The sequence below is a fragment of the Candidatus Methanoperedens sp. BLZ2 genome, from assembly GCF_002487355.1.
Taxonomy (GTDB): Archaea; Halobacteriota; Methanosarcinia; order Methanosarcinales; family Methanoperedenaceae; genus Methanoperedens.
Window position 1 is genome coordinate 1 of record NZ_NTMG01000067.1, and the last position, 25,555, is coordinate 25,555.

Here is a 25,555-nt window from a genome sequence, read left to right on the forward strand (position 1 = left end):
AATGTAGAACTAGTGATTTTTTTTAAAAATAGGAAGTTTTGGGACAGCCTGTATTAAAGCTGAATTGAAAATTATCTGCAACAAAGAATTATTAAACACAATACATGATAGATGGATTATCTCTGAAAATATTTGTTATAATTTACCGCCAATAAATACAATATATCAAGGTCAATATGCAGAGATTAAACCCACTAAGAACAGTCCTCCTTTTGAAAATTGGTGGACAAACAGCCATGATATTTTATTAGAATGGGAAGAAATAAAGAAGCATTTAGTTGAAAAAAATAATTATAAATAAATTTGCATCAAAATATATGAGGTCTGTATGTAGCCTTTTTTCGGAAATTAGTATAACTAAACTTACGCATTTCCATCTTTCCATAAATGACATGGCACGCTAGGAAAGCTCAAATAAGTTATATGCTGCCACCATATAATTATATATAGGTTAAAAATCCTATTTATACTGTGCCAGAAAGAACCATCAGAGAGACAAGAATACTTGCTGAAGATGAGATCATTGACATCTCAGTGAAGCAGGTACCAATCTCGTCTGAAATCCCGCACGGTGTTAGATACAGTTTCAATTACCGTGTGAGAACCAGCCAAGGATGGAAGACTTTGATACGCTTTGATAATGCACATACAATAAAAGGACACAATAAACGAGATCACAGGCATACGTTTGAAAATGAGGCGCAGGAGATAGATTTTAACAGCCCAAAAAAATTAATTGAAGAGATAATGAGTTTTATAGACGCTAATCGGAGGGTAATCGATGAAATTAAAAGACGTTGAAATTATAGTTATGAGTGATGAGGAATACGGGGAGCACCTTGACCAGTTATTTGAAAGAGTGAAGCGCGGTGAGATTCGCGAACCAGAGCCGCATAAGATAGTGACTCGTACAGCAGAGGATATTGGAAAGATATTAACCCATGAGCGCCTGCGCCTGCTTCATATCATAAAAGAGAAGAAGCCTGAATCCATCAGTGAACTTGCAAGGATGCTAAAACGCAAAGAATCGAATGTGCATAATGATCTTACTTTCCTGGAGGGAATAGGTCTCCTGGAGCTTAAGGAAGGAAAAAATCACGTCAGGAAAGTGCCTGTTGTTGATTACGATGCGCTGCATATTACGGTTCCGTTGACGGCTTAGATATGAAAATCAGTTATAACAGAAAGAATGATATTCTAATTTATGAAGTAAGTGAAGAACCTATAGATTATGCGCAAGAAGTCGGTCCTATCATAGTTCACTTTTCAAAAAAAGGAAAACCTGTTTTAATGGAAATCCTGGATGCAAGCGAGTTCCTTGCAGAGACTTCAAAGATCACAATGAGAGCCTCAGATGAAACTCCTGTGGAAGCTTTATAATAAAACAACATTGAATATTCAGACAAGCTCTAAAATACCCAAACTGGTCAAATAAAACTAACAATAAAGGAAATTAATAACATGCAATTAATCGGGATAAAAACACCTCTTATAATACCGGGCGATGATATTGCAGTGGTGCTGTGCGATGCTATGGAAACAGCACGAATAACACCGCAGGAAAATGATATTTTCGTTCTTGCAGAATCAGCGGTAGCAACCGCAGAAGGTCGCGTTGTGAAGTTAGACACGGTAAAACCCTCTAAAAAAGCTATTGAACTCTCAAAGACATATCAAAATGACCCGCGGAAAATGGAGCTGATCATGAGGGAATCCGATGAGATCCTTGGAGGGATACCAGGTGTGGTTGTGACTATTACAAAAGGTGTGCTCTCACCAAGCGCAGGGATCGATAATTCAAATGCTCCTGAAGGTTATGTTGTGCTGCTTCCGGCTGATCCAGAGAAGAGCGCAATTGGGATACGCAAGAAGCTTATGAAAAAATACAATTGCAATATTGCAGTAATTGTGGGCGATAGCCGAACGCAGCCCCTGCGTCTTGGGTGTGTGGGTATTGCGCTTGGCTGTGCAGGTATCGAGCCGGTCGAGGATATTCGGGGGCGCAAAGACCTCTTCGGAAAACCGCTTTTAATTACAAGGCGCGCCACTGCGGATAACCTGGTTTCTGCAGCGCAAATAATCATGGGTGAAGCTGATGAGAGCACTCCGGCAGTGCTTATTCGGGATGCTCCTGCAGTATTCATAGATGGCAGCGCGGATATCCCGCAGATCCCCAGGGAAGAATGCCTTTATTTTGCCTGTTTTGACAGGACTGGAAATAGAATTTTTAACAAGCCCGGAATAAATGTAAAACAATAAATTTTTAATATCTTGAAACATTTAAGGAAGAAGAGAAAATATCTAAAATGAGGGAATTATGGCATTTGTTCAAACATTAATGAATTCTAAGAAACATATTGATGAAGCTGATCTTAAAATCGATATTGAGAAAAATGTGGCTTTGCGGCCAAGACTTGAGAAAATGCAGTTTTTGGAAAGCGGAGTTGAAGCAAACCTTTACCGCATGCTTTATTCCCATGGCCCTGGGAATGGTACAGCACTTTTCATGCCTTTTGACCAGAAAAGTTCCGAACATGGTCCTGGCCATGAATTCCTGTGGGAAAACGATGAGGCAGGCGCAGATGAAATAAATCTCAGGGGAAAAGGCTCGGCAGACATGCGATCTATTGCAGAATTGGTGAATTGCGGCAATTTTTCAGGATATGTCCTGCACCCTGGCAATGTAAGGCAGTTCAAGCACTTATTCAGGCCTGATATTCCTTTGATATACAAGATCGATGGACACATTTCGCAGCCGCAGAGCGCAGGATTTATGTCAACTGTGGGCACAATTGAAGAAGCGCTTAAATACGGTGCGTCAGCTATCGGTTTGACAATATATCCGGGGGGAGAACACATAAAAGCAGACCTTGAGAGGGCAGCAGAAATCATCAGAAAGGCTCATGATGCGGGTCTTGTTGCTGTGGTATGGGCTTATGCAAGGGGGCTGGGATTGGATGAGAAGACCGGATTCAAGGATAAAGAAGGTGAATTCCAGGGTGTGACGCAGGCTGATAGCCTGTACTGGACACATTATGCTGTTTCGATAGCTTCCGGATTACTGGGAGCAGATATTGTCAAGACCAAATATCCGGCAAAAGTAAAGCCTGACAACCGGAGAGCATACGATTCACATATAGAGGGTCTTGCAAAAAAGAACTCAAGCATGATCGCTTACAAATACCTTGAACCCAAAAATGCACAGACTTCATTGACAGCAGACCAGGAAATATTCAGGGCAAGCATTGTTGTGCAGGCCGCTCCTCATTCTATTGTTATTTTTTCAGGCGGGCCTAAACTGCCAGGTAATCCGACCGAGAGTCTCGTAAAACAAACGGAAATTGTCATGAAAGCAGGTGCAGAAGGCGGCATATATGGGCGAAACATCTGGGGTTTGCCTGTTAAAGACGGATTAGAAGCAGCCCGTGCGGTGAATGAAGTTATAAGCAAACCGGAATTTCATAGGAAGCTGATACAAGCGAGGTTTATGGGATACGAATAAATATTGTAGATAAAGTAAACGAAAAAAAGAAAGTTTAGATATGCAGATTCAATCCAGCAAGATTTTAGACTGCATATCCAAGACTTACATGCTTCTTTTAGTGTGTAAGTTCAAATAAAGTTTTCGTTGTGGTGAATGGAGATTATGATAGTGGAACTCTTCAAGTTTTTACTTAAATCAGAATATTAGTAAAAAATTCATAAATTGGAATTTATAGGAGATGACCATGGAAGAACTTATAGGAAAATTCGAATGGTGGATATTTAGGATAACATTTCTAATCTTTATGTTATATGAATGTTTTAGATTTCTGAAATTTATTTTCGCGCATAAGTGAAACTAACTTCATGATTATCTAAGCATATTTTCCAATCTAGAAATTGTTTATTACTTATTAAACTTTAATGTAACTACAAAAATTCGATACGAACTCGTGAGTTGGTTGTGAGTTCGTTGAATTAGTTGATTTGGGGGAAACCTATAGATTGCGAAAAAAGAATAACAAAAATGGTTTAAAATTAATAACCACTTTTGGAATAAAACCGCATTCCAAAATGTTCACACTGACCGGCTTCGCAATCCTCCTCTTGCCGCTTTTCACAATGTGAAATCGTTAGAAGTCTTATAGCCATATCATGTTTTTGGCAGTATGGTGAAACTATCATTTTATTCCTCCTTTTATGTCAGCGATTATTAATTAATCGTTAACAATATGTAAATAATTCCTATGGTATATATTATTAACCCATAATTATATAATTGTGATTATCATCATCATCATACGATAACAGTTGAATAAAAACGATAAGCTTTACCAGCTTTTTCCGAATTTTTCCCGGAAAATAAGTTGATCAAGTTCTTTCCTTTCTGAAAGCCTTTTCTTATCAACAGGATGCCCCAGGGCGACTACAGCCATTAATTCAAATGAATCCGGAGCTTCAAGGACTTTATTGACATTTTCCTTATTCTCCAGTATCTCGCCGAGCCATACTCCCCCAAGTCCCATGGAATGAATGGCAAGGAGCATATTCTGGATACATGCGCCTATTGATTGTACATCTTTTACATAATGGTACATGTGGTCTTTATCCAGGAAAACAACTATCAAAAGGGGTGCTTTTTTAATAGTAGGGCCATATTTGGTAAGATTTGATAATGCGACCTTTGTTCCGGACTCACGTACTGTAATAAATCGCCATGCCTGGTTGTTCAAACCCGACGGTGCCCATCTTCCGGCCTCCAGGATTTGTAATAATTTCTCATCACTCACATTTTCATCATTAAATCCACGAACACTGCGTCTTGATTTTATTGCTTCTATTGTATCCATTTTATCACCCATACATAAGAGGATCAGGAGGCGCCGTTTGCAGCATAGGAATAAGATTTTCAGCTGAGATCGGGAAAACTGCTTTAATTTCTTCACCGCATATTGGACATTTCCTTGATAAATTCAGGGGAGTTACCCGGATCATTTCCTCGTATATAGATTCGGAAATATATGTACTGACTGTCTGGGTGGTCTGTCCGATATCAAATTCCCCGCCTGATAGAAAATTATAATAAGTAATTTTTTCGGAAAATCCACATTTGCATTTTAACTCGATCTTATTTTTCAAAAAATTGTTTGTCCTGTTTTTTCGTGATAATGAAATAATTGTATCTTTCATCTATCCATAGATTCATTTCCATGTACTAAATTATTTCGTAGTGCTGGACTCAATCCAAAAATTAAATTGCATGGCAAAAGCACATAAAGGTTAAACACTTTTTAAATACCATGAATGTTATCGGAATCGACCCAGGGCTTGCAACTGTAGGCTTTGGAGTGATAAGGACAGAAAACGGGAACATTACTCCTATAAGCTACGGCTGTATCAGGACATCCGCAGATAAACAAACACCCGAGCGCCTTCTGGAGATATTTAACGAAATAACATCTCTTTTTGAAAAATACAAACCAGAGGTTATTGCAGTTGAAAAACTCTTTTTCAGTAAGAATGTCACTAATGGGTTGAGCGTAAGCGAGGCAAGAGGTGTAATTTTCCTTGCAGCACAGCAGCGCAATATCCCGATCTTTGAATATACCCCAAACCAGGTGAAGCAGGCAATAACGGGTTCGGGAAGGGCTGACAAGAAACAGGTACAGGAGATGATCAAGAGGCTCCTTGGCCTTGATGAGATACCAAAACCGGATGATGCTGCTGATGGCCTGTCGATTGCTTTATGTCATATAAACATGAAAAAATTTGCTTTAGATTAAATCGGTAATGGTTAACATGGGGGTTAATAAATCGTTTGTTTTAATCGTATTAGAATAACTGAAACCACATACTCTAACGGTCTGTTTCATAAGTTCGTTCGTACTGTTTATTTATTATTTAGAGTAGAACAACTCAACAACGCCCCAACATACCGATTTAAGGTTAGATTCAGGCGCAGATAAACAACTTGTAAGGATTTCTTTAAGTTAGGGAATATAAAAAATTTGCAAGACTTTGTCATACAACGTTTGGAGTAATGTTTATTTTGAATCTATCAAGCAAGTTTATTTTTGTATCATAAAAATTTACAATAATTATACCAATGATCTCATCTATTGTAATTGGAGATACTTTATAATGTGGTCCATTGTGGTCTAATAATTCTGGAACTTTTTGTATATGGGAGCTATATTCTTTTTTGACTCCAACATGCAAATGATACTGTGGTTTCTTAAGTTTATCAGATAGGCTACTTTTCTCTTTTTTCATCTCATCTATACCCTTTGCCAGCTTTGCAGTATCTGCTTTATCAGCGCTACTTTTTTCTTTTTCCATCTCATAAAAAAAGAAATAACCGGAGTTTCTCTTATACTCATATCCATAGTTCGTTTTTTTGATTTCATTATTATTTATTTCCAAATATTCAAAAGTTTCTAGAATGGATTCATCCTTAAAGACAACTATCCAATTTATAAAAAGATTTTTTGGATCATTTGATATTTCATCTTTTGCAGACTTAACAATTTCGCTAAGCTTTGATCGAAAAATTCCTTTCTGATTTGAATAATAGTCACCAAAAGCTGACATTTTTTCAACTTACATAAAATATTTTTGTTTCCACATCTCGTAATAAGTTGCCCATTTCAATGTATCTAAATTATCTATTGCCTTTCCTTGTTTCCAATCCGAATAAAACTTATCCGAAGTCTTATTATACTTCTTTTCAAAAGCAAGTAATTTGTTTCTTATATCGTTACGAGTGATTATTCTTGGAAGCACGTCTATTTGTCTTGAAGAAGTAGCCGAGGAAAAACGTTCAATTCTTTTTCTTGATAGTGCAGAGTTTGACAACAATATAAGACCTTCCTTTATAGGCATTCGTGAACCAATTTCTAGATGTTTTAAATCATTATTAGTTCTCCCAAAGGTTACAGAGGTAATCTCTTTGGAGTTTTTCCTAGAGATGTTTTCACTGTTTTTAATTTGAGTTGATTTAGGTAAATTATCCAACGTTTTCAAGGGAATTTTATATTTATTTAAAGATTCGATTAATACCGTCATATTATTCCTCACTTCCCGTTTCAACGGGTTCTTCTCCTTTTAATTGTAGTAATAAACTATCTGGAAGAAAAATCTCCTTAAATGTTTCATTATACGATTTTAAACTATTATTTAATAATATACTTAAAGCCAGTGCTTGCTGGGGACTCATTCGAACCCTTAAAATTTCCTTATCAGATGTTGTACCATCGTTTTGAGGGGTCTGTAACCTAAAGGAAATCAATAGCTCATAAACTGTACCACTAACAGTTAAGTTATTTGTATATATATCAGGTATTGAATCATTTTCTTCAGTCATAATTATTCATTCTATTATTTCAATGATATATTAAGCCTTACACTATTTTAAGATATGGTAATGATATTATCAGCTCTTGTTCGTTCCTGAGTACGTACTTTTTAAAAGGTTCTATATGGCTGGCATTGAAATCAAAGAATTGGATAATGTTTGGGTATAAATATAACTACAATTCATCATAACCTGTATAAATTATTCTTAATTTTGGCCACTTATTAAAACCAATATTTATTAAATAGATTTTAAATATCTCACTATTTTCATAACCGAAAGACATAAAAATCTATACGTCTTATTTCGGATTGTATTAAGGCAATCAAGTAAGAGGTGTTGCTGAATAAAGAGGAACGAGTAATTGTTCCTCTTTATTCAGCAACACCAATTTATAACACCATGTATTTCTTTTATTTGTTTATCAAGCGGAGAACATTTAGTTGTCTTAAAGTTTAAAAAGATGTACTAAATATTCATTAATATATTCATTAATAAACCCAACAGTAAACACAAATCCGAAGTTTATTATTATAAATTTTCGAATCTCAGATAATTGTGGACGTGATAAATATATCATTAGTGGACTTATAAGAATTGCTAAAACGAATAAACCACCAAAGGGAAGAATGTTTTCATTTAGAGATCCACCACCACTCATCGTTATATCTACATTCCATTTTATTGCAGCTATGTAATACCCTAACCAATATATAAAACCAAGAAATACTATTGATGCGCCCAGAATTGCTAAGATGTCTGTTACAGATTGTACATTATTTTTAATTTGATTTATTATTCTTTCGTGATTTCCAAAAAGCATATAATTTATGAAAATCAAAAAAACAGCTTCAATTAATATTGCATAACCTTTCAAACTTTCTAGATAAAATATTATACCATTGTGTACCATGATACGTATGATAGTTACAATACTATTTTAAACCTTTCAACATCGATAATTTACAAGTGAATAAAGTTTATATTAATTCCTAATAAAAACCTCTGGGTTAATCTGGATCCAAATAAAAGAGAGGAAATAAGACATACAATAATGGATATTATTATAAAATCATTTTTAAATATGTTAAGCTCCTCTAAACGAAGCTCTAAAATACATGTTTTGTCAATATCATATAAAAAAACAAGTATACTTAGATGACATAAATAATGACATAATTCCGAATTTAATATAAATATAATGAGATAATATATGATTTCCCATGTCTATGGTGATATCGCCCGGAGCGGCGAAGGATTTGTTGTGGTCGATGTCGGAGGGATCGGTTATCAGGTAAATGTGACAAAACCGATATTGAATGAACTCACAGGCAGGAAAGAAAAAGTAAAACTTTATACTTATCTTCATGTCAGGGAAGATGCCCATATACTCTATGGTTTTTTAAACCAGAGCGATCTTGAGATGTTCAAGCTCCTGATAAGTGTAACAAGGGTCGGGCCCCAGATCGCCATGAACATCCTTTCACAAATTAAAATTGAAGAGCTTGCTGCTGCAATAATCCATGAGGATGAAAAAGTCCTGACCCGCATCTCCGGGGTGGGCGCTAAGAATGCCAAGCGCCTGATACTGGAATTGAAGGATAAAATGACAAAGAAAATGGAAGGATTTACGCTTCCTGCCACGAGCAATGTCAATTATGATGCTGTGTCAGCGCTTGTTTCGCTTGGATTTGCGAGGCAGTCAGCTGAACGCGCGGTTGAGGCGGTTTCCGGGGGCGAACAGAAGGTTGAAACGATTATAAAGGCGGCGCTTTTGAAATTGAAGGAATGAGTCAACGGATGAAAAACACACTGAGGAACAAAAATCATGAACGAAAGTGAAGAACTTCTTTTTGAAGAAACCACACCACTTGGGTTTAAGGTTTCAGTCACAAAAAGCTACTGGGAGTACATTACAACCACCAAGCATCCACATTTAAAAGGTATGGAATCAGAATTGATTTTCACTTTGAAAAATCCCGACTTCATCCGCCAGAGCAGGGTTGATAAAGATGTATATCTAATTTATAGGGAAATCGTATACAACAATAAAAACTATCATATGTGTGTAGTGACAAATAAGAATAAAGGATCCGTAATTACAGCTTATATTACTGACAGAGTAAAAGAAGGTGTCCAGATATGGAAAAAATAAAAGTGATTATCAACCGTGAATCAAATACGCTTGATGTATGGTTTGATGATGCTGAAAAAGAATTCATCTGTGAAGAAACAGGCGAAGAAGTAATACTTAAAAAAGATAAAGATAATAAAGTCATCGGATTTGAGAAGCTGAACCTTTTCGCTGATACCAAGGTAAATATCCCAATAGAAGTAATGACTACTTAAGAAGTATATTAAGAGAAGATTTTTTGAGGGAGATTTTTTTAATGAAAACAGGATAAACAATAGTCTGCGCTCATATTTAAAGAAACATCAGGAATCAAAATGGAAGAGCGAATAATCACCCCGATCTCACAAAAAGATGATAAAGAAGAACTAACCATCCGCCCCAGCAGGCTTGATGATTTCATAGGGCAGCATGCGCTCAAGGAGTCTTTGAAAATCTTCATAGAAGCATCAAAGAAACGGGGGGAACCACTTGACCATATCCTGTTTTCAGGCCCGCCCGGCCTTGGGAAAACAACTCTTGCCCATATTATTGCACATGAGTTGGGCTCAAATATCAAAAGCACTTCCGGTCCCGTGCTTGAAAAACCAGGTGACCTTGCGGCGATCCTGACTGCTCTCAAGAAAGGTGATGTGCTTTTTATTGACGAAATACACCGCCTGAATTCAGTTATTGAAGAGATTCTCTATCCAGCAATGGAGGATTACGAGATCGATGTAATGATTGGTGAGGGCCCAAGCGCACGCTCCATAAAATTGACTCTTGATCGATTCACTCTCATTGGCGCCACAACAAAAGTGGGTCTCCTTGGTTCGCCATTTCGTGACAGGTTCGGTTTTATTTCCAGGCTTAACCTCTATTCCGTGGATGAGCTCGTAGAAGTTGTTTCCCGCAGCGCTTCCATCCTTAAAATCCCAATAACCAGGGACGGTTCCATTGAGATCGCAAAACGAAGCCGCGGGACACCGCGCATAGCAAACAGGCTGCTTCGGCGCGTATGGGATTTTGCCCTGGTGAGAGCAGAAGGGAACATCACGCAGGATGTTGCGGATAAAGCACTCACAATGCTTGGGATCGATAGGCTCGGACTTGATGAGCTTGACAGGCGCATACTTGGTATAATCTCAACGGATTTTGGAGGCGGACCTGTCGGGGCCAAGACCATTGCAATATCAGTAGGGGAAGAAGTCAGGACAATTGAAGAAGTTTATGAGCCATATCTTATCCAGATCGGGTTTATCAAAAGGACTCCACAGGGAAGAGAGACAACTGCTGCTGCTAAAAAACACATAAATCTTAAATAATCCTATATTTGCTAAATTGACTTTTCTCTCATAACCGTATCAAGTCATAAAGCAGCTTCATCGCTTCTTTTTCGCCGGGACCACCGCATTTCTGGACAATTGTGTTATAATGATCGATGTGATCAAGATATTTTTGTTCTTTTAACACAACATATCGTGTAGCATGGACTGCTGCCTCGATGACAGCATTGGAACCGCGATTTATGGGCTTGATCTTTCGCTGCAATATTTTTGACTTGACTGCCAGGAGTTCAACTACTGAAATATTTTCACCTTTCTTGATCCTGCAATCAAAGATGATCCACCCCATGGCCCTTTTAAGGACAGGGAATCCTTCAACAAAATCAAATTCCCGGGGTTCAATATCAGAAAGAGCAGACTGCACAAATAAAACCGGGTCATCAACGATATTTGCTGATGCTTTAGATGTCTCAATTATGTTATCCAGTGTCTTTGATTTGTATATCATGGCAAAAAGTCTTCCGTTCTTCATGTGCAAACCAACAGGCGCTGCATTTGGAGTTCCTTCAATTGACATACTTGTGAAAATAACCTCAGAAATCCCTTCCTGTATCCCGAATTCTTCGAGGTCTATCAAAATCTCATCCCCTCAAAAAGCAAAACAAATAGTCCTGCAATAATAATATCAGCAGTTGACCCCGGATTGACACCTTCATTCAGTAGCTCTTCGTCAAATTTGCAAATTCCATTCATAATTCTGTTCATATCGCCCTTTAAAATATTCCCTGCCCGCATTGAAATTTCTTCGGCTTTTTTTGTATCAAATTTTGTCTGGATGAAGGTGTCTTTGTTCCTTGATAGAATCTCCATGAATGTAAGAACCACAGCGTCATTTATCCCATTTTTCCTGATTTTATCTTTTATCATTGTGGCGCATTCAAATGTTTTCTCAAAACCATTTACCCATTCCTCTGCGATCATATCATAGCTTCCGGAAATCTCCATCATATCAAAAAGAGTCAATCCCTGTTCTTTTATTTTTTCAATGGAACCAGTATCAGAAAGGTCAAGGTCATCAACCGGTTTGACTTTCACTTTTGCTTTTGAAAAGGCCAGATAAAATTCAACTGCATCATTAACAGTCGTTTCCCTTACGATCTTTTGAGCCTGCTCTTTCAGGCACGTCGTATTTTCACACCTGCTTCCTGCCATCACAAGCGGAATAAGAAGAATAAATGCCCCAAAATGCGTGTTGCCGCCGCTTTGCCATTTACTGCTTTCTGTTACTGCTTTATGGATAAGCTCTCCAATTCCGGATTCTGAGGCAGCGGCCTTCTCAAGTATGGGATAAACCCCAACAGCGCTTGCCAGGAAGTGTTCAAAGCGGGTGTCGGTATAATTGTGATCGCGGTCGATGTTGCCAGGCTTCGGTGTGGCTGAGACCTCAAGGATCATGGCGAGCTGGGCGCACCGGGCAATGTGGGAGGGATTCATTTGAGGTAATGTTAATTTATTACAACATATATTTATTCAGCATCAATATAATCAGTTAAACGGCTTTCCTTTCTTCTAATTTCCTCCGGCAACAGTTCATCAGATTTAGTAATCCTTTTTACAATATCGCCTACTATCTCTCTTTCTTCTATCTGTAAATTATAATATTTTTGGATGTCTCTAGTTTCAACGATTTCTAATGCCTTAATTATAAATTTGATACGTTCCTCATACTTATTCCCATACAATTTTATAATCTCATCAAGTGCTACCTTAACAACTTGAATATCTCCTGAATCCGCGGCGTTTTTCAAGAAATTGATCGTCAACATGGCAACTTTATCTTCTTTTAGCTCTTTGCTAATTTCATGAACTACTTTCATGAATTTAGTTGAATTTCCACGGTTTCCAGTCGTTAATTCATCGAGGGCAAAATTGAAACAAATTTCTATAGTGCTTTCAATAAAGTCTTCATCTTTGGGGAAGTTCTCAACAGCATTTTTGTAAGCATCAATAGCTTTTTCATATCTTTTTTCGGAAATATGCAAGTTCCCCTCATGTAATGGAATTTTTCCTTCCAAGTCTTTATTCCCGAATTGAGCTGCGGTTTCCTTTAAACTCTGGATTTCATATGCCGCCTCTTCACGTTCCCCCAATTCTATTAGCTTGGGTGTAAGCTTAAGGCGAGCTTCAATTTTGGACTCCATCGGCAAAGTTTCTGTAATATAGCACAGATCCTTCAATGCATTTTTTTCTCCAGCTTCAAGCATCTCGAATTTTGTCCTGAATAGCTCTTTCCGTTCTTCAGAAGTGTACCAATATTGTAAAAACTCCAAAAGAATGGACACTCTTTTTCTTCCCAGAGGCTGCCTCATCTCCCTCCAAAGCCTGAATAGCCTCTCTCTTACTTCATATTTAGTAGATCTTCCCATTGGTCTTGAAATGACATATCCATCTTGTTCAAGTCTGCGAAGCTGGGTTGTGACTGTAGGGAGGTCTAATCTGGCAACTTCTGAAAGTTGTTTGGGTGTAATTGGCGCCTCAGAAGAAATAACAGCATCAAATATCTTTCTTCGTTGCCCTGTTAATAACTGGAATATCTCCTGGTAGTATGGTGTATGTTCATCGATGATCTTGAAAAAAGCATTCTCTATGTTTTCAAGTTCCCCTCTTGTGATCATCTCATAAAATAGTATTACAAGCCTTGGACTTCCCCCTGTAAGGTGCGACATGCCGTGAATTTTCGGTTCGTATTTTTTGAAATCATCAAGAAATTTCTTGTTATTCTCAGCTTCAGCAATTTTCTGTATCAGGTTTTTTATTTCCTCCAATGAAAATTCGCTGAGAAATTGAATTTGGAAAAAATTATAAAATGGTTCATCATGTTCAGATATACCCGGGAATATCATGGGTGCGGAGGCTACAACTGAGAAAAAATCATTCTTTTGAAAGATGGCTCTTAATTTCTGAAGTTCGTGGGTATCTAACTGTTTGAACAATTCATGCAGGTTTTCAATAAAAATAATGTATCTTTTACCATCCCTTTTTGATATAAGTTTAAGTTTTTCAATAGCAGCATGAAGTATCTCATCTTCATTCGCAAGCGAAAGGATTTCTTTAGTATTTTCTTTTTTTTCCTCAAGGATTCGCAGGAATAAGTCAGATGCTCGATAAACAGAATATTCTTCTTCCCTTAATTTTATTGGAATCAAGAAAGAACCAAATCTATTGTTTATTTCATGAAATAATAATACCAAAAAATGAGATTTTCCTATTCCTCTTGGCCCGACTATTAACAAGAACCTTGGGGTTTTTTTCCGTGCGGCATTTTCGATTTCTTTTACCATACTTTTGAGAAGTTTTTCCCTGCCTACAAAGAGCTTTCTAAGAATCTCCTGGGGCATGTTTTCAGGTGAATACCTGTAAAGAATTAAATCATTCGTTGTCGCCATAATACACTCTCCACCAATCTCTCAGCATTTTGGAGTAGAATTTGAGTCCTTTTTTGGGATCATACTCAATATAGAAATCATTGCCGAGGTCTGCTATCAAATCCATGAATTTTTCATAATCATCGTTTCCAGTTTCCTGCTTATAAATTCCAAATGCAAGATTTATTGGATAATAATCTACGCTACATATCCTTCTTAGTAAGGCTCTTGCAGCTTTTTCTTCCATGCCAGACATTCCTTTATAGAAAACGCAAATCTTATCCTCATCCAGGAGTTCTTTTTCTACCCTTTTCATAATGGAAGTTTTTCCAAATCTGCGGGGTGCAATTAAAAGAACGCTATCTTTTTTCAACGCTGAAAGGATGTATTCAACTTCTTTTTTGCGATCAATAAAATCTTCACCGATTGCCGGAGAACCTACTGGTAACATAATATCACGTTCCAATACATAACAATGTTGTTATATAACAATTTTGTTATATAAACTTATTGTTTAATATTAGATAATACCTTTGATATTTGTTTCATTTAATCATCTTTATATTTTGAACTCTCGAATCGTAATTCGTTACAATATTAAGTAATATAGATATTTTTTTCATTAATATAACCTTTAAAAAACTGTTAAAAACTAAAATAAAATTCATAATACCTTTAAAATCAAAAATAAACTCAAATAATTGTAGGATCATTTATATTATTATTAAACGTATTAGTTAAATGAGGAAGCCATGTCCATCCTATCCTATCCACGAAAAGCAACTAGTTTTCTTGGCTTCCTCGACCACCAAAATGCCAGATTAAGGAGAAAAAATAATATGAAAAGGAAAATTATGGCTCCAAATAAGAACGAAAAAATTGGAGAAAAGAATGAAAAATTGACTGATAGAAAGGAAAAGAATGGGGAGAGAAATGCAGGGTTTTTACCTATTTTTTTCTGGACCGACTGAGGTTATATAGATTAATTCATTTCTCCCATATGGATAGCAATGTTGCCGATCCTGGGCATTGCGAAACTTTAAGGATCATGGTGAGCTGGGCGCATCGGAAAATATGGGAAGGATCTTCAACAAACTAAAAAATAAAATGAGCAATACGATTTTTATTAATTAGTTGCTCTGTTGCTAAGCTGGTCCAATCGTCCTCATTTTTCGATAGTCAATACGTTACCAGCGACCCAACAAATGCCACACTTTTACCGCAGATCGCATCGGGCTTCCAGTAATGTTTCTGGACTGTCTATCGGACTTGAGAAACCACGCAATTTCACTCTTCCGACCGTATCGCTCACAGTCTAAGACATAGTTTTGCCACATATCTGTTAGAAAGTGGGGTGGATTTAAGGCATATACAATAACTATTAGGACATAAGAGCAGCAAGACTATAGAATATATACTCTCGTCAGCAATATGGATTTGAGAAAGAGATGGCAAGAATTGGTCGAAATCAACCATGCCCCTGCGGCAGTGGAAAAAAATATAAAAAGTGCTGTTATAAAAAAAATAACATAAGCCAAATACTTTTAGCAAATGGTTTTGGTAAAAATTTGCCTAAAGACATAGTTATAACTACTAATCCCCAAAAAGAAAAAATGTCAGAAATATTCCTTGAATTTGCAGAACCTTTAATCGATAAATGTGAAGATGACAAAACATTTTATAATGCACTCCAGATTTGTGCAATAGCCTGGAATTCTTCATTTTTATCTCCTGAAGAAAGAAATAAATTAATTGATGAGAGTTTTAATAAATATATAAACGATAATAACGAAAGAGAAATAGCAAAAGAAATTTTATCAAAAATGCTGGAGAGAAAAGAAAAGAAATTTCCAAATATAAAAAGAATGATATTGGATTTTGAAATTTCGTATAAGGATGGACAACAGCATTTAAATGTAATATCATCAACAAATGAGTAATAAGATGACTTCAGCTAACAGCGGATAAAAAGAAAATCAAAGATTTCGGGAGAAGGTTGAGATATGGCAGAATACGGGGAATGGAATCGCAAAGGGGCAACCCTCAGTGACGTAACGGCCCAAAAGGAATATGGAGTAAGTCGGGACTTCATTGTGGAGGGCATTAGAGCTGGCAAACTGGAATACAGAGAAGGGGCGATTTGGGGTAATCCGTATCTCAGGATATTGAGAAGTCAGCTTGAGCAGTATATCGTTGAGAAGCTTGGCGCAGACTGCTTATCCAGCAGCAAGAACCGGACAGAGCTGCGTAAGATCAAGAAGGAAAGGGCTGACCTGAAAAAAAGACTGGATGATCTTCAGGCTCGAAGAACGGAAATCGAAACGGCGATGAGGAAATAGAAGACCAAACCAGCCCTTCCAGCGTACTGCGCTGCCGCTGACCAACTCTGATTCAAACTTCCCGTTCTTGTACAGTTTCGAACTAACGAAGATAGGGTCAGTGGTCACGATTTTATCCCATGGGCTGCTTTTATTGGTGCGGTAAATCCCGGACAGCAGGTCGCTGCGGACGATTCTCGGATCAACATTCTAGGTATGTATTCTAATGAGCTTCTCAAGGTTTGATACATAGCCCTCGAACTGCCACATCCCATCTGGTGAGCTGCTGTACTTACATTCAGTAACCGAATGCCTCAGTATGAGAGACTTGTTCTTGACTGATTGTTCCGCTGACTCTAATTTCCAGGGCATCAGGTGATCTGCTTCTTTGAAGAGCAGTTTCTTGAGTGAATCACATTGATGCCGACATTTGAGTTCTTATATTGCTCAAGTTGAGCGACCAAATTCTGAAAAGAAGAAATAAGCAGGGGATAGACACAGAGAGCATTACAAAATCATCCTCTATCATCAGATCCCTGTTAATATAATATCTTGATATGATTTTGTTTGTTACGGCCTGATGTCGTGATTGAATTTAGTTATTGATTGAGAGAGCTTCAGATCAAATCCATGAATATCATCGGTATTTTCATTATACGCCATTAATGTCTCCTCTCATATATTGGCGCTTGGGATTATAACCATTTAGAAGATAGCCCGGCAAGGATTCGAACCTTGGTCGCAGGATCCAGAGTCCCGCATGATTGACCGCTACACTACCGGGCTTCAAACTGCGGCCTAAATAATAGCTTTTTACGTATTAATCTATCGATGGCTTCATTCATCTCTAAAGATCCCAGAATTTTTTCTGAATTTTTTTTACTTCATCTAATCGAGCCCTTACCTGGGGGCTTACTTCATACTGTTTTCTTTGCGCTTCTTTCCCCATGAATACATCCAGAACAGCCGCAACAGAGAGCGCAAGAAGATCAAGATCATAACCTCCTTCAAGAACTGCTGCAACTTTTCCGCCGCAGTTCTCTTTAGCTATCGATTTTACAATAGATGCAAGAACAGAAAAACCTTCCACGCTCATTCTCATATCTGCGAGGCCATCCTTATTGCATGCATCAAAACCTGCTGAAATCAACACGATATCAGGACGAAACTTATGCGCTGCCGGAACAAGTATTTCTTCAAATGCGGCGATGAACCCGGAATCATCTGTTCCTGCAGGCAGAGGAACATTGATGTTATATCCCTCCCCATCGCCCGTACCTGTTTCATCAAGCCATCCCGTTCCAGGATAATGAGGATACTGATGGGTTGAAAAATACAATACCGACGGATCATCGTAAAACGCATCCTGCGTGCCATTCCCGTGATGCACATCCCAGTCTACTATCAACACGCGCTTTTTACCTCTTTTCTGAGCATGGCGAGCCGCAATGGCTATATTGTTGAATATGCAAAATCCCATCCCCCATTCAGGGGTTGCGTGATGACCTGGCGGCCTTACCAGAGCGAATGAAGAATCGAATGCATCGATCACAGAATCAACAGCGGTTATCGCACCGCCTGCTGCAAGGAGTGCTACTTCATATGAATCACTGGATAAAACGGTATCAGGGTCAAGGGGCATCTCAAGTTCAGAATATCTTCTGGCTTTTTCGATATAATCTTCAGGATGGATATACCGGATTTCTTCAATCTTCGCGCTCTTTGGCTCGACCAATTCCAGCTTTTCCAGCATACCTGTTTCTTTCAGGTGGGCTATTATCGAAAGCAGACGCTCTTTTCTCTCAGGATGCAATCCTGTATTGTGTTTCAGGTAATCAGGATGATAAATAATGCCTGTTCTGGCCTTAATGTTTGACAATGGAGTAAAAAGAAAATGGAAAAATATATCTAAGCAAGTTTCTTCCCTGCATTTGGACCATATGTTGCGTCGTATATCTCTTTCACATGGAATACGAATGCGGACTTGCCGGGCAGTTTCTTGGAATCTGCCATCTCTTTGGCGCTTGAAAACCTTTCCCCTTTATTCTCTATATCCACAGTTCCCTTTATCTGGTAGGATTTCTTGGCATCACCATCGTAAGCAACAATCGCCATATTGGGATTTGCTTCAATGTTCTTTCGTGTCTTGTTGAAGAAATTATCCACAAATAATATTGTTTCATCATCCAGTATCTTCCACATTGTAACAAATACTACGTTGGGTTTCCCACTCTTATCTGCTGTCGCTATAGGCAATGGTTTTTGCTTTGCGACAATATCCTTTATATCAGAAGGCATTTTCACCATAAATTATCACCGTTATTCGTTTAGTTTGCATTTATCATAAAGTTTTTGATTTAATTTTGATCCCCCTGTCATTTGAAAGATGAAAAACCACAAGTAATATAAATCCTGATAACAATCAGTCATTCGATGAAAATCTACAGGTCATATGAAGATTTACCAAAGATCAAGCTGCCTATGGGACAGGATGTCTTTATAAGTGACAGTACGATCCGTGACGGCTCGCAGATGCCAGGAATTGTGATGAAAAAAAGGCATAAGACCGAAATATATGAATATCTTCATAAGATCGGGATCGAAAAACTTGAAACTTTTGTCTTTAATGACAGGGACAGGGAAGCTGTCAGGGAAATGCTAAACAGGGGATATGAGTTCCCTGAAGTGACAGGATGGGCAAGGGCAAATCCCAAGGATATCGATTTTGTCCTGAGCATGGACGGAATCAAGGAAACAGGTATATTGATGTCTGTTTCGGACTCACATGTCATTGACAAGATGGGTCTTAAGAGCAGGGAAGAAGCCGAAAAGAAATATACCGATGCATTACAGTATGCTGTTGATCATGGCCTCAAAACAAGAGCGCATATAGAGGACATGACACGTGCTGATAACGAAGGTTTCGTGTTCCCTCTTATCCAGAAACTCCTTGAGATCGATCCTGATTGCATCATCCGGCTTTGCGATACTGTTGGCTTCGGAATACCATTTCCGGGGGTAGATGAGCCATACGGTATTCCTCACATTACACAGCGCCTTTTAGAGATCGGAACGAAAAATATCGAAACCCATATCCACGATGACTTTGGGATGTCGGTAGCGTGTTCTATTGCAGGATACTGGTACGGTGCGAACTGGTCAAGCCTTACTTTCCTCGGAATAGGAGAGCGCGCAGGAAATGCTGAACTTGAAAAGATAGCTCTCTTCCTGATCCAGAGGGTAGAGGGATTCCAGAAATATGACTTAAAATCTATCACTGAATTTGCGCGATTCATGGAAAGGGAGATAGGGATACGAGTCCCGCGCAATAAATCGGTTGTCGGGAAGAATATTTTTGCGCACGAAAGCGGAATTCATGCTGCCGGGATCATCAAGAACCCATTCACATATGAACCTTATCCGCCAGAGATCGTTGGTGGAAAGAGGGAATTGATGATCGGTGATTCCTCAGGACTTGAGGTTATTCGTTTCAAGGTGGAAGAGGCTCTTAATGAATTAATGCACGTTGGTATCAAGATAGAAAAGGACGACACGCGTGTAAAGGCTATCCAGGCTGATATCCAGAAATTGTATAATGAGGAGAAACGCATATCAGCTATCTCTGATGAAGAACTGAAGAAATTTGTCGAGAAGTATTTCATGCTTGAATCGATCATTGATGAACATAGCCAGAACGAAAAAATGTAATATCAAAAAAAAAATAATTATATAAATATATCATGGAATTTTTGGAATAAGCGGTTATTTTGCATAATTGACCGTCAAGATTGGAAGATAATGATTCGTTATTCCATTGTCACTTGCTTTCAATGAGGTGCTTTTGATACCTGTGAGAACTGCCATGATGCGCACTCTGCCAGTAAGAGAGCTGTCCACCTTGGCACCCCATATAACTCGTTTGGTATTAGGCACTTTATCCACTATACGCTCGCCCGCAACTGCAACCTCTTCCAGTGTCATGTCTTCACCGCCCGCGATATGGATCAATAAACCATAAGTTTCTGAAATGTCCGAGATATCAAGCAGGGGAACTTCCATAGCCCAACTGACTGCTCTGGTAATACGGTCTTCACCGTCGCCCTCACCTATACCTATAGCACATATCCCTCCTTGCTCCATCACGGTTCTCAGATCGGTGAAGTCGATGTTGACAAGACTTGGCTGAGTAATGGTCTCGGTAATATTCCTGACAAAGTCCCCAACAAGGGCATTAGCAACTGACAGAGCATCGTTTAGAGGTAGGTCCCCTGCCACCTCACTGAGCTTGATGTTATCGATTACTATGGTAGAATCGCAACTTTCTACGATAGCTTTTATCGCCTCCCTTGCCTTTTCCCTCCGCGCCATCTCCAGCTTGAAAGGGATTGTTACACATGCGATGGTTAATATTCCAAGTTCCCTTGCAACTCCAGCAACTACAGGTATTGCGCCTGAACCTGTGCCTCCTCCCATTCCAGCTACCAGGAATAACAGATTTGCATCATGAAGGGCTGCCTTTATCTCAGGCAGATTTTCCTTAGTTGCCTCTGCTCCCATCTCAGGGGAGCCCCCGCATCCATACCCTTTGCATAATTTTTTTCCAAGTAAAATAAGCTTATCCGCCTTTCTTATCGTGGCAAGATGATTTATATCCGTATTAGCTGCTATGATCCTGCCACCTGCCATTCCCTTCTGTGCGATCCAGTTTATAATATTGCAGCCGGCACCTCCAAGACCTATTACCGCTATTGAGGGTTTTGCAGCTTTCACTATTTTCCTTAAGTCAACTGTCAAATCTGGTGCCTCTCTGTGAACTTGCAATGAGCAAAAATCGTTGCTACTCCCATATTGTCACCAATTTGTATCATGACGCATCCAGTACTAAAACTTTGTTATGCGATTCTTTTTCATTCTACAGAGGGGATTGAAGCAATATTAATACAAAAATATAAGCTCATGAAAATAGAGTGGCAGCACTCCCTGCTTAATTTTTATATTATGACATGAGATATCACATATCTGCTTTATCGATCAAAACTTATTTAAATCATAATTAATATATGTATAAATGTCTGTTTTTAACAGATAAAATGGGAGGTAGTTATGAAAGAGGAAGAAAAAATTTTAAGGCCATTTGAATTGGAGAAAAAATGGCATGGATTTCCATGGCCGCTTGACGGGGACCCTGTGGATATCCTGTGGAAAGATGGATTAATCGAAATAGAGGCTTTCAGGGAACTGGCAAGACTTCAACTCGATGTGCATATCCAGCAATTGAAAGGACGTCTTGAAATTGCCCAGAAAGTGCAGGAAATGTTGAAGTAAGTTCACATAAAGTTTACCCGGAATGTGAAAAATAACGCAACAGAAGGCTGTGAGGTTCTACTCATTGGTTATGAGGACGAGGAGAACCTTGGTCTTCGTTCAATTGCTGCCTACTTGATTGAGAATGGGGTTCGGGCAAAGATTGAACCGTATAATAATTCACAAAAAATCTTAGAACGTATTCTTGTTGAGAAGCCAAGACTCGTGGGTTTCTCATTGATATTTCAAAGGATGCTCTTCAATTTTGCAGACCTGATAGCATATCTTCGAAAAAATGGGATCACAGCTCACTTTACAATAGGCGGGCATTTTCCCACTCTGGAATACAGAATAACTTTAGAGTCAATACCAGGACTCGATACGGTCGTGCGTCATGAAGGTGAATTGACACTTCTGGAATTGTTCCATAATATTGACAGCCCGGATCATTGGAACATGATAAAAGGTCTTGCATATCGCAATAATGGGGAAATAGTGGTAACCCCTCCACGCCCCCTGATTTTTGACCTTGATTCACTTCCCTTCCCGATACGGAATAAAGAGGTGGTTACTTACAGGGGACTGGGAATTCACTCGTTACTTGCAAGCCGCGGGTGTCAATACAACTGTAGTTTTTGTAGTGTTCAACAGTTTTATCGCGGTGCTCCAGGTCGGAAAAGGCGTTCACGCTCACCTTCCAATGTAGTCAGGGAGATGGAAAAGCTTTACTCCGAAAACGGAACCCGCATCTTTCTCTTCAAAGATGATGACCTGGGTTTAAGAAATACCGGACAAAGGCAATGGGTAGAAGAGTTTATAGGGGAACTGAAGAGGAAAAATTTGTCCGATAAAATTGCATGGCGGGTCTCATGCAGGGTTGATGAAGTCGATGCCGAAATGATGAACAAATTGAGAGACAACGGCCTGGCATTTCTCTATCTGGGAATCGAATCCGGCAGCTCACATGGGCTCAAGACATTTAACAAAGGTTATTCGGTTGACCAGATTCGTCCCGCACTAAATATACTTCAAGAACTGGGAATAAAATTCGAATATGGTTTTATGATACTTGATCCCGACAGCACCATAGAGTCTATAAAAGAAAATATTACTTTCCTTGGCGACCTATCCAGAGACGGGAGGGCAGTAGTCCATTTCACAAAGATGTTCCCTTATATTGGAACCACGATTGCCCACCGATTAAAAACTGAAGGAAGGCTAAAGGGACCGATAGCCTCGCCTGATTATGATTTCAATGATCGCCGGCTGCATTTATTGGAACATTTCTTTTTTAAATTTGCCTTCGATTTGTATTTGATGGGGAACGGATTGGCTAACCAACTGGCAATGGCCAAGTTCGATACCGTAATACTTGATAAGTTCTTTTCCGATGAATTTGATACCCGGACTTATTCGATGGCAGTAAGCGAACTTATTCTCCAGAGCAACGATTCGGTTCTGCGTACGATGAATCGTGCAGTCGATTTTATGGAGAATCGCAGTTATGAAGAAATCATTTCTGATTGGGATGACCTTGAGACTATTGTGCGTGATAGTAAAATCATAGAACAGAATGTCACTGAAGCTCTGCGGAGATTGACGATCAATAACCGAAAGGTTTATACATGATGATGATTTATCATAAAACGGAAATGTGGTTGTGGGATAATTATAAAAATTCAGTAGTTTCCCTTAACTATGAAATTTCCTTTCTAAATAGGTGGTGCCGATCAGGGAGATTTAGCTAAACTTAATTTAGATATATTTCAGGAATATTTAGGGAGAGGAAATATGAGGAAAGATAAGTTAGGTGGGACTCAATCCAACAAGGAATGCATGGACATAGAAATTCCAAAGCCTCCAGCTGAAGAGCTGTCGGGTAATCGTGCACCACCACGCAAGAAAGCAAAAAAGGCATTACAAGCATCATCAGAAAAAAAAATAGCTTTAATAATAAATGACGACAATGATATTGATTTTGGAGATGATCAGAGTGTGCCCACATTTACGTCGGCATTTAAGTATATGGGGTATGATGTTAAATTGGAGAAAGCAAGTGAAACTGTATATACAACATGGCATAAATATGATATTGTAGTATGGAGCTGCGGGGATGATTATTCTGCCGTAAATACCATTAAATACAGACAGATGCTTGTAGAATACGTGGAGATGGGAAGGCATCTTTTACTTGAAAGTGGGAATGTTGCGGCATGGGCAAAAGAATTTGGAGGAGAGATATTCCCGAACCGCATGTTCCGTAAAAAGGTGTTGCATGTAACAGGAGACTGGGTCTATCATGATGTTGGGGATTTGAAATTAAAAACAAATCATCCTATTGCCACCACACCAAATGCACTTCCCAAAACTATTGGTTTTACCCCTACAAATCCGGGAGATAACTCAGGAGATGCCAACGCTGTCAGGATTTTATCTGATGCTACAGGCGTATATAGTTGGTCTTCTGTTTCCTACGAAAATATGCTTTTAAATGATAGTATAGCAGAAAAATCATACGGGCTTGTAGCATATGAATCCAGGGAAGGAAATGGCGGTCGAATAGTATATTTTGCCTTTGATATAGATGACATTGAAGATGCTGACATACAGCAGAAATTAATAGAAAACTCGGTAAATTGGCTTAAATCATAGGAGTGAGAAGAAATGTCAAAAATAAGTAAAGAAGAAAAATCAAAAATAAGCGGAGAAGGAAAGCATCAACGGTTATGTTCGATACCTATGGTGCCTGAACGCATCCTGCCAACGGACATCCACCCCACCCGCGCCAGACTAATCCAGATACTGGACAAAAAGTGGGTAAATGGAACAGTACTGCCCTATTGTTTCCTCAATGAACCAGCTAAGTTTAAAGGGGCTGAGGAGCAGAAGAAAGTTGTGCGTGACGGGTTCAACGTGTGGAAGAACGTGGGCATAGGTGTGAAGTTCGAAGAGGTCTCAAATCCTGATGATGCCCGGGTCCTCATAGGCTTCTTGCGGGACGATGGTACCTGGTCCCTCGTAGGTCGTGACATCCGGAATGAAGATTTTAGGAGAGAGTTAGAAGGGAGGACGATGAACTTCGGGTGGGATTTGATTAGGGAGGATCGCAGGGGGGTCGATACTGCGACTCATGAGATAGGTCACACTTTAGGATTTCCACATGAGCACCAGAACCCCAACGCTGGCATAGAATGGAATGAAGATGCAGTTTATGAGTTTATGCGCAGGACCCAGATCCCTCCTTGGGATAAGGATACAACTGATCATAATATCATAAACAAGATCCCACCAGATGAGGTGCAAGGATCGAGTTGGGATCCTAATTCGATCATGCATTATCCCTTCGCAGCCGGCTTAATCAATAAGCCTGCACAATATAAGAACGGCCTTAAACCTGCGGGCGGGCTATCCGAGAGAGATATTACCTGGGTTAAGACCTTTTATCCGCCTGACAAACCGGATATTGTGGATCTCACCATCGACACACCCGTTCCACTCTCCCTAAACCCAGGGGAGCAAAAGGACTTCAGCTTCAGGCCCGGGGAGACACGGATCTATCACATGGCAACAGAGGGGGACTCGGATACTGTGATGGTCCTGTTTGAGGAGAAGAATGGGGAAAGGACCCAGCTAGCAGCTAACGACGATAGCGCTACGGACATCAATGCCCATATTGAGCAGGAGTTGACCGAGGGAAACAAATATATACTGAGCATCCGGCTTTATTATGAGTGGGGACGTGGCGATACTAAGGTGAAGGTGTGGTAGACGATCGG

Annotated in this window: 33 protein-coding genes and 1 tRNA gene; 20 read left to right on the forward strand and 14 right to left on the reverse strand. The window is 39.1% G+C overall.

Annotation, left to right across the window (positions count from 1 at the left end; all coding sequences use genetic code 11):
- Positions 1–64 precede the first annotated feature (64 nt).
- From CL181_RS13105 to CL181_RS13130, 6 genes are all read left to right on the forward strand, one after another.
- A complete protein-coding gene (locus CL181_RS13105) occupies positions 65–301 on the forward strand; it encodes a hypothetical protein (protein ID WP_097299764.1) in 237 nt (78 codons plus the stop codon).
- Positions 302–471: 170 nt separating this feature from the next.
- Positions 472–801, forward strand: a complete 330-nt coding sequence (locus tag CL181_RS13110) for a DUF6516 family protein (protein ID WP_097299765.1) — start codon at positions 472–474, stop codon at positions 799–801.
- Positions 782–1,162 carry an ArsR family transcriptional regulator gene (locus tag CL181_RS13115; RefSeq protein WP_097299766.1) on the forward strand — a complete coding sequence of 127 codons (381 nt, stop codon included), beginning with the start codon at positions 782–784 and terminating at the stop codon, positions 1,160–1,162. Before CL181_RS13110 ends, CL181_RS13115 begins: the two co-directional genes overlap by 20 nt.
- 2 nt (positions 1,163–1,164) lie before the next feature.
- Positions 1,165–1,380, forward strand: coding sequence for a DUF2283 domain-containing protein (locus CL181_RS13120; RefSeq protein ID WP_097299767.1), 216 nt, complete (start codon positions 1,165–1,167; stop codon positions 1,378–1,380).
- A gap of 81 nt (positions 1,381–1,461) precedes the next feature.
- Positions 1,462–2,259, forward strand: coding sequence for a coenzyme F420-0:L-glutamate ligase (cofE, locus tag CL181_RS13125; protein WP_176505222.1), 798 nt, complete (start codon positions 1,462–1,464; stop codon positions 2,257–2,259).
- A gap of 58 nt (positions 2,260–2,317) precedes the next feature.
- Positions 2,318–3,502 carry a class I fructose-bisphosphate aldolase gene (locus tag CL181_RS13130; RefSeq protein ID WP_097299769.1) on the forward strand — a complete coding sequence of 395 codons (1,185 nt, stop codon included), beginning with the start codon at positions 2,318–2,320 and terminating at the stop codon, positions 3,500–3,502.
- A gap of 811 nt (positions 3,503–4,313) precedes the next feature.
- Here the strand turns inward: CL181_RS13130 and CL181_RS13135 are convergent.
- Positions 4,314–4,832: a nitroreductase family protein gene (locus tag CL181_RS13135; RefSeq protein WP_097299861.1), complete on the reverse strand. Its 519-nt coding sequence runs from the start codon at positions 4,830–4,832 to the stop codon at positions 4,314–4,316.
- Positions 4,833–4,836: 4 nt separating this feature from the next.
- Positions 4,837–5,172: a hypothetical protein gene (locus tag CL181_RS13140; RefSeq protein ID WP_097299770.1), complete on the reverse strand. Its 336-nt coding sequence runs from the start codon at positions 5,170–5,172 to the stop codon at positions 4,837–4,839.
- A gap of 110 nt (positions 5,173–5,282) precedes the next feature.
- Here CL181_RS13140 and ruvC point away from each other — a divergent pair, with 110 nt between their 5' ends.
- Complete coding sequence (ruvC, locus tag CL181_RS13145) at positions 5,283–5,765, forward strand: crossover junction endodeoxyribonuclease RuvC (RefSeq protein WP_097299771.1); 483 nt, start codon at positions 5,283–5,285, stop codon at positions 5,763–5,765.
- 238 nt (positions 5,766–6,003) lie between these two features.
- Here ruvC and CL181_RS13150 read toward each other — a convergent pair whose 3' ends face one another.
- The 4 genes from CL181_RS13150 to CL181_RS13165 all read right to left on the reverse strand — a co-directional run bounded on the left by CL181_RS13150 (position 6,004) and on the right by CL181_RS13165 (position 8,249).
- Positions 6,004–6,573 (reverse strand): hypothetical protein, encoded by a 570-nt coding sequence (locus CL181_RS13150; protein WP_097299772.1) that lies wholly within the window; start codon positions 6,571–6,573, stop codon positions 6,004–6,006.
- 9 nt (positions 6,574–6,582) lie between these two features.
- A complete protein-coding gene (locus tag CL181_RS13155) occupies positions 6,583–7,047 on the reverse strand; it encodes a hypothetical protein (RefSeq protein WP_097299773.1) in 465 nt (154 codons plus the stop codon).
- 1 nt (position 7,048) lies between these two features.
- Positions 7,049–7,345 carry a DUF3467 domain-containing protein gene (locus tag CL181_RS13160; RefSeq protein WP_097299774.1) on the reverse strand — a complete coding sequence of 99 codons (297 nt, stop codon included), beginning with the start codon at positions 7,343–7,345 and terminating at the stop codon, positions 7,049–7,051.
- A 439-nt stretch (positions 7,346–7,784) separates the two neighbouring features.
- The gene (locus CL181_RS13165) at positions 7,785–8,249 is read right to left on the reverse strand and encodes a hypothetical protein (RefSeq protein WP_097299775.1); all 465 of its coding nucleotides are present in this window, start codon (positions 8,247–8,249) and stop codon (positions 7,785–7,787) included.
- Positions 8,250–8,549: 300 nt separating this feature from the next.
- On the opposite strand from CL181_RS13165, the gene ruvA reads away from it, so the two are divergent.
- From ruvA to ruvB, 4 genes are all read left to right on the forward strand, one after another.
- Positions 8,550–9,128, forward strand: coding sequence for a Holliday junction branch migration protein RuvA (ruvA, locus tag CL181_RS13170; RefSeq protein ID WP_097299776.1), 579 nt, complete (start codon positions 8,550–8,552; stop codon positions 9,126–9,128).
- Positions 9,129–9,164: 36 nt separating this feature from the next.
- Positions 9,165–9,491: a hypothetical protein gene (locus tag CL181_RS13175; protein ID WP_097299777.1), complete on the forward strand. Its 327-nt coding sequence runs from the start codon at positions 9,165–9,167 to the stop codon at positions 9,489–9,491.
- Positions 9,479–9,685 carry a DUF2283 domain-containing protein gene (locus CL181_RS13180; protein WP_097299778.1) on the forward strand — a complete coding sequence of 69 codons (207 nt, stop codon included), beginning with the start codon at positions 9,479–9,481 and terminating at the stop codon, positions 9,683–9,685. The genes CL181_RS13175 and CL181_RS13180 overlap by 13 nt, the downstream gene beginning before the upstream one ends.
- 99 nt (positions 9,686–9,784) lie before the next feature.
- Positions 9,785–10,771, forward strand: coding sequence for a Holliday junction branch migration DNA helicase RuvB (ruvB, locus tag CL181_RS13185; RefSeq protein WP_097299779.1), 987 nt, complete (start codon positions 9,785–9,787; stop codon positions 10,769–10,771).
- A gap of 28 nt (positions 10,772–10,799) precedes the next feature.
- Here ruvB and CL181_RS13190 read toward each other — a convergent pair whose 3' ends face one another.
- Genes CL181_RS13190 through CL181_RS13205 form a run of 4 tightly spaced genes read right to left on the reverse strand, consistent with a single transcriptional unit; the run spans position 10,800 to position 14,608 of the window.
- Positions 10,800–11,369, reverse strand: coding sequence for a DUF447 domain-containing protein (locus CL181_RS13190; protein WP_097299780.1), 570 nt, complete (start codon positions 11,367–11,369; stop codon positions 10,800–10,802).
- Entirely contained in the window at positions 11,366–12,226 is an 861-nt protein-coding gene (locus CL181_RS13195; protein ID WP_097299781.1) for a triphosphoribosyl-dephospho-CoA synthase, read from the reverse strand. The genes CL181_RS13190 and CL181_RS13195 overlap by 4 nt, the downstream gene beginning before the upstream one ends.
- Positions 12,227–12,258: 32 nt before the next feature.
- Positions 12,259–14,178 carry an AAA family ATPase gene (locus tag CL181_RS13200; RefSeq protein ID WP_097299782.1) on the reverse strand — a complete coding sequence of 640 codons (1,920 nt, stop codon included), beginning with the start codon at positions 14,176–14,178 and terminating at the stop codon, positions 12,259–12,261.
- Entirely contained in the window at positions 14,162–14,608 is a 447-nt protein-coding gene (locus CL181_RS13205) for an ATP-binding protein (RefSeq protein WP_097299783.1), read from the reverse strand. Before CL181_RS13205 ends, CL181_RS13200 begins: the two co-directional genes overlap by 17 nt.
- Before the next feature lie 388 nt (positions 14,609–14,996).
- Here CL181_RS13205 and CL181_RS21200 point away from each other — a divergent pair, with 388 nt between their 5' ends.
- The 4 genes from CL181_RS21200 (at position 14,997) to CL181_RS13225 (ending at position 16,496) form a co-directional block, all read left to right on the forward strand.
- Positions 14,997–15,128, forward strand: coding sequence for a hypothetical protein (locus tag CL181_RS21200; RefSeq protein ID WP_255251569.1), 132 nt, complete (start codon positions 14,997–14,999; stop codon positions 15,126–15,128).
- Between the two features lie 332 nt (positions 15,129–15,460).
- On the forward strand, positions 15,461–15,535 hold the full coding sequence (locus CL181_RS21435; protein ID WP_217993176.1) for a tyrosine-type recombinase/integrase: 75 nt from the start codon (positions 15,461–15,463) through the stop codon (positions 15,533–15,535).
- Positions 15,536–15,605: 70 nt separating this feature from the next.
- Complete coding sequence (locus tag CL181_RS13220; protein WP_097299785.1) at positions 15,606–16,097, forward strand: YecA family protein; 492 nt, start codon at positions 15,606–15,608, stop codon at positions 16,095–16,097.
- Positions 16,098–16,160: 63 nt separating this feature from the next.
- Positions 16,161–16,496, forward strand: coding sequence for a hypothetical protein (locus CL181_RS13225; RefSeq protein ID WP_097299786.1), 336 nt, complete (start codon positions 16,161–16,163; stop codon positions 16,494–16,496).
- A 692-nt stretch (positions 16,497–17,188) separates the two neighbouring features.
- Here CL181_RS13225 and CL181_RS13230 read toward each other — a convergent pair.
- From CL181_RS13230 to CL181_RS13240, 3 genes are all read right to left on the reverse strand, one after another.
- A tRNA-Gln gene (locus CL181_RS13230) sits at positions 17,189–17,261 on the reverse strand.
- A gap of 61 nt (positions 17,262–17,322) precedes the next feature.
- Positions 17,323–18,354: a histone deacetylase gene (locus CL181_RS13235; RefSeq protein ID WP_255251570.1), complete on the reverse strand. Its 1,032-nt coding sequence runs from the start codon at positions 18,352–18,354 to the stop codon at positions 17,323–17,325.
- Between the two features lie 29 nt (positions 18,355–18,383).
- Positions 18,384–18,782 carry a pyridoxamine 5'-phosphate oxidase family protein gene (locus tag CL181_RS13240; protein ID WP_097299787.1) on the reverse strand — a complete coding sequence of 133 codons (399 nt, stop codon included), beginning with the start codon at positions 18,780–18,782 and terminating at the stop codon, positions 18,384–18,386.
- 126 nt (positions 18,783–18,908) lie between these two features.
- On the opposite strand from CL181_RS13240, the gene CL181_RS13245 reads away from it, so the two are divergent.
- On the forward strand, positions 18,909–20,183 hold the full coding sequence (locus tag CL181_RS13245) for an isopropylmalate synthase (RefSeq protein ID WP_097299788.1): 1,275 nt from the start codon (positions 18,909–18,911) through the stop codon (positions 20,181–20,183).
- A 54-nt stretch (positions 20,184–20,237) separates the two neighbouring features.
- Here the strand turns inward: CL181_RS13245 and ftsZ are convergent, their stop codons facing one another.
- On the reverse strand, positions 20,238–21,269 hold the full coding sequence (ftsZ, locus tag CL181_RS13250) for a cell division protein FtsZ (RefSeq protein WP_176505223.1): 1,032 nt from the start codon (positions 21,267–21,269) through the stop codon (positions 20,238–20,240).
- A gap of 309 nt (positions 21,270–21,578) precedes the next feature.
- On the opposite strand from ftsZ, the gene CL181_RS13255 reads away from it, so the two are divergent.
- The 4 genes from CL181_RS13255 to CL181_RS13270 all read left to right on the forward strand — a co-directional run bounded on the left by CL181_RS13255 (position 21,579) and on the right by CL181_RS13270 (position 25,547).
- On the forward strand, positions 21,579–21,800 hold the full coding sequence (locus CL181_RS13255) for a hypothetical protein (protein ID WP_097299790.1): 222 nt from the start codon (positions 21,579–21,581) through the stop codon (positions 21,798–21,800).
- Between the two features lie 24 nt (positions 21,801–21,824).
- A complete protein-coding gene (locus CL181_RS13260; RefSeq protein WP_097299791.1) occupies positions 21,825–23,408 on the forward strand; it encodes a B12-binding domain-containing radical SAM protein in 1,584 nt (527 codons plus the stop codon).
- A 162-nt stretch (positions 23,409–23,570) separates the two neighbouring features.
- Complete coding sequence (locus CL181_RS13265; RefSeq protein WP_097299792.1) at positions 23,571–24,431, forward strand: hypothetical protein; 861 nt, start codon at positions 23,571–23,573, stop codon at positions 24,429–24,431.
- A 12-nt stretch (positions 24,432–24,443) separates the two neighbouring features.
- On the forward strand, positions 24,444–25,547 hold the full coding sequence (locus tag CL181_RS13270; RefSeq protein WP_097299793.1) for a matrixin family metalloprotease: 1,104 nt from the start codon (positions 24,444–24,446) through the stop codon (positions 25,545–25,547).
- Positions 25,548–25,555 lie beyond the last annotated feature (8 nt).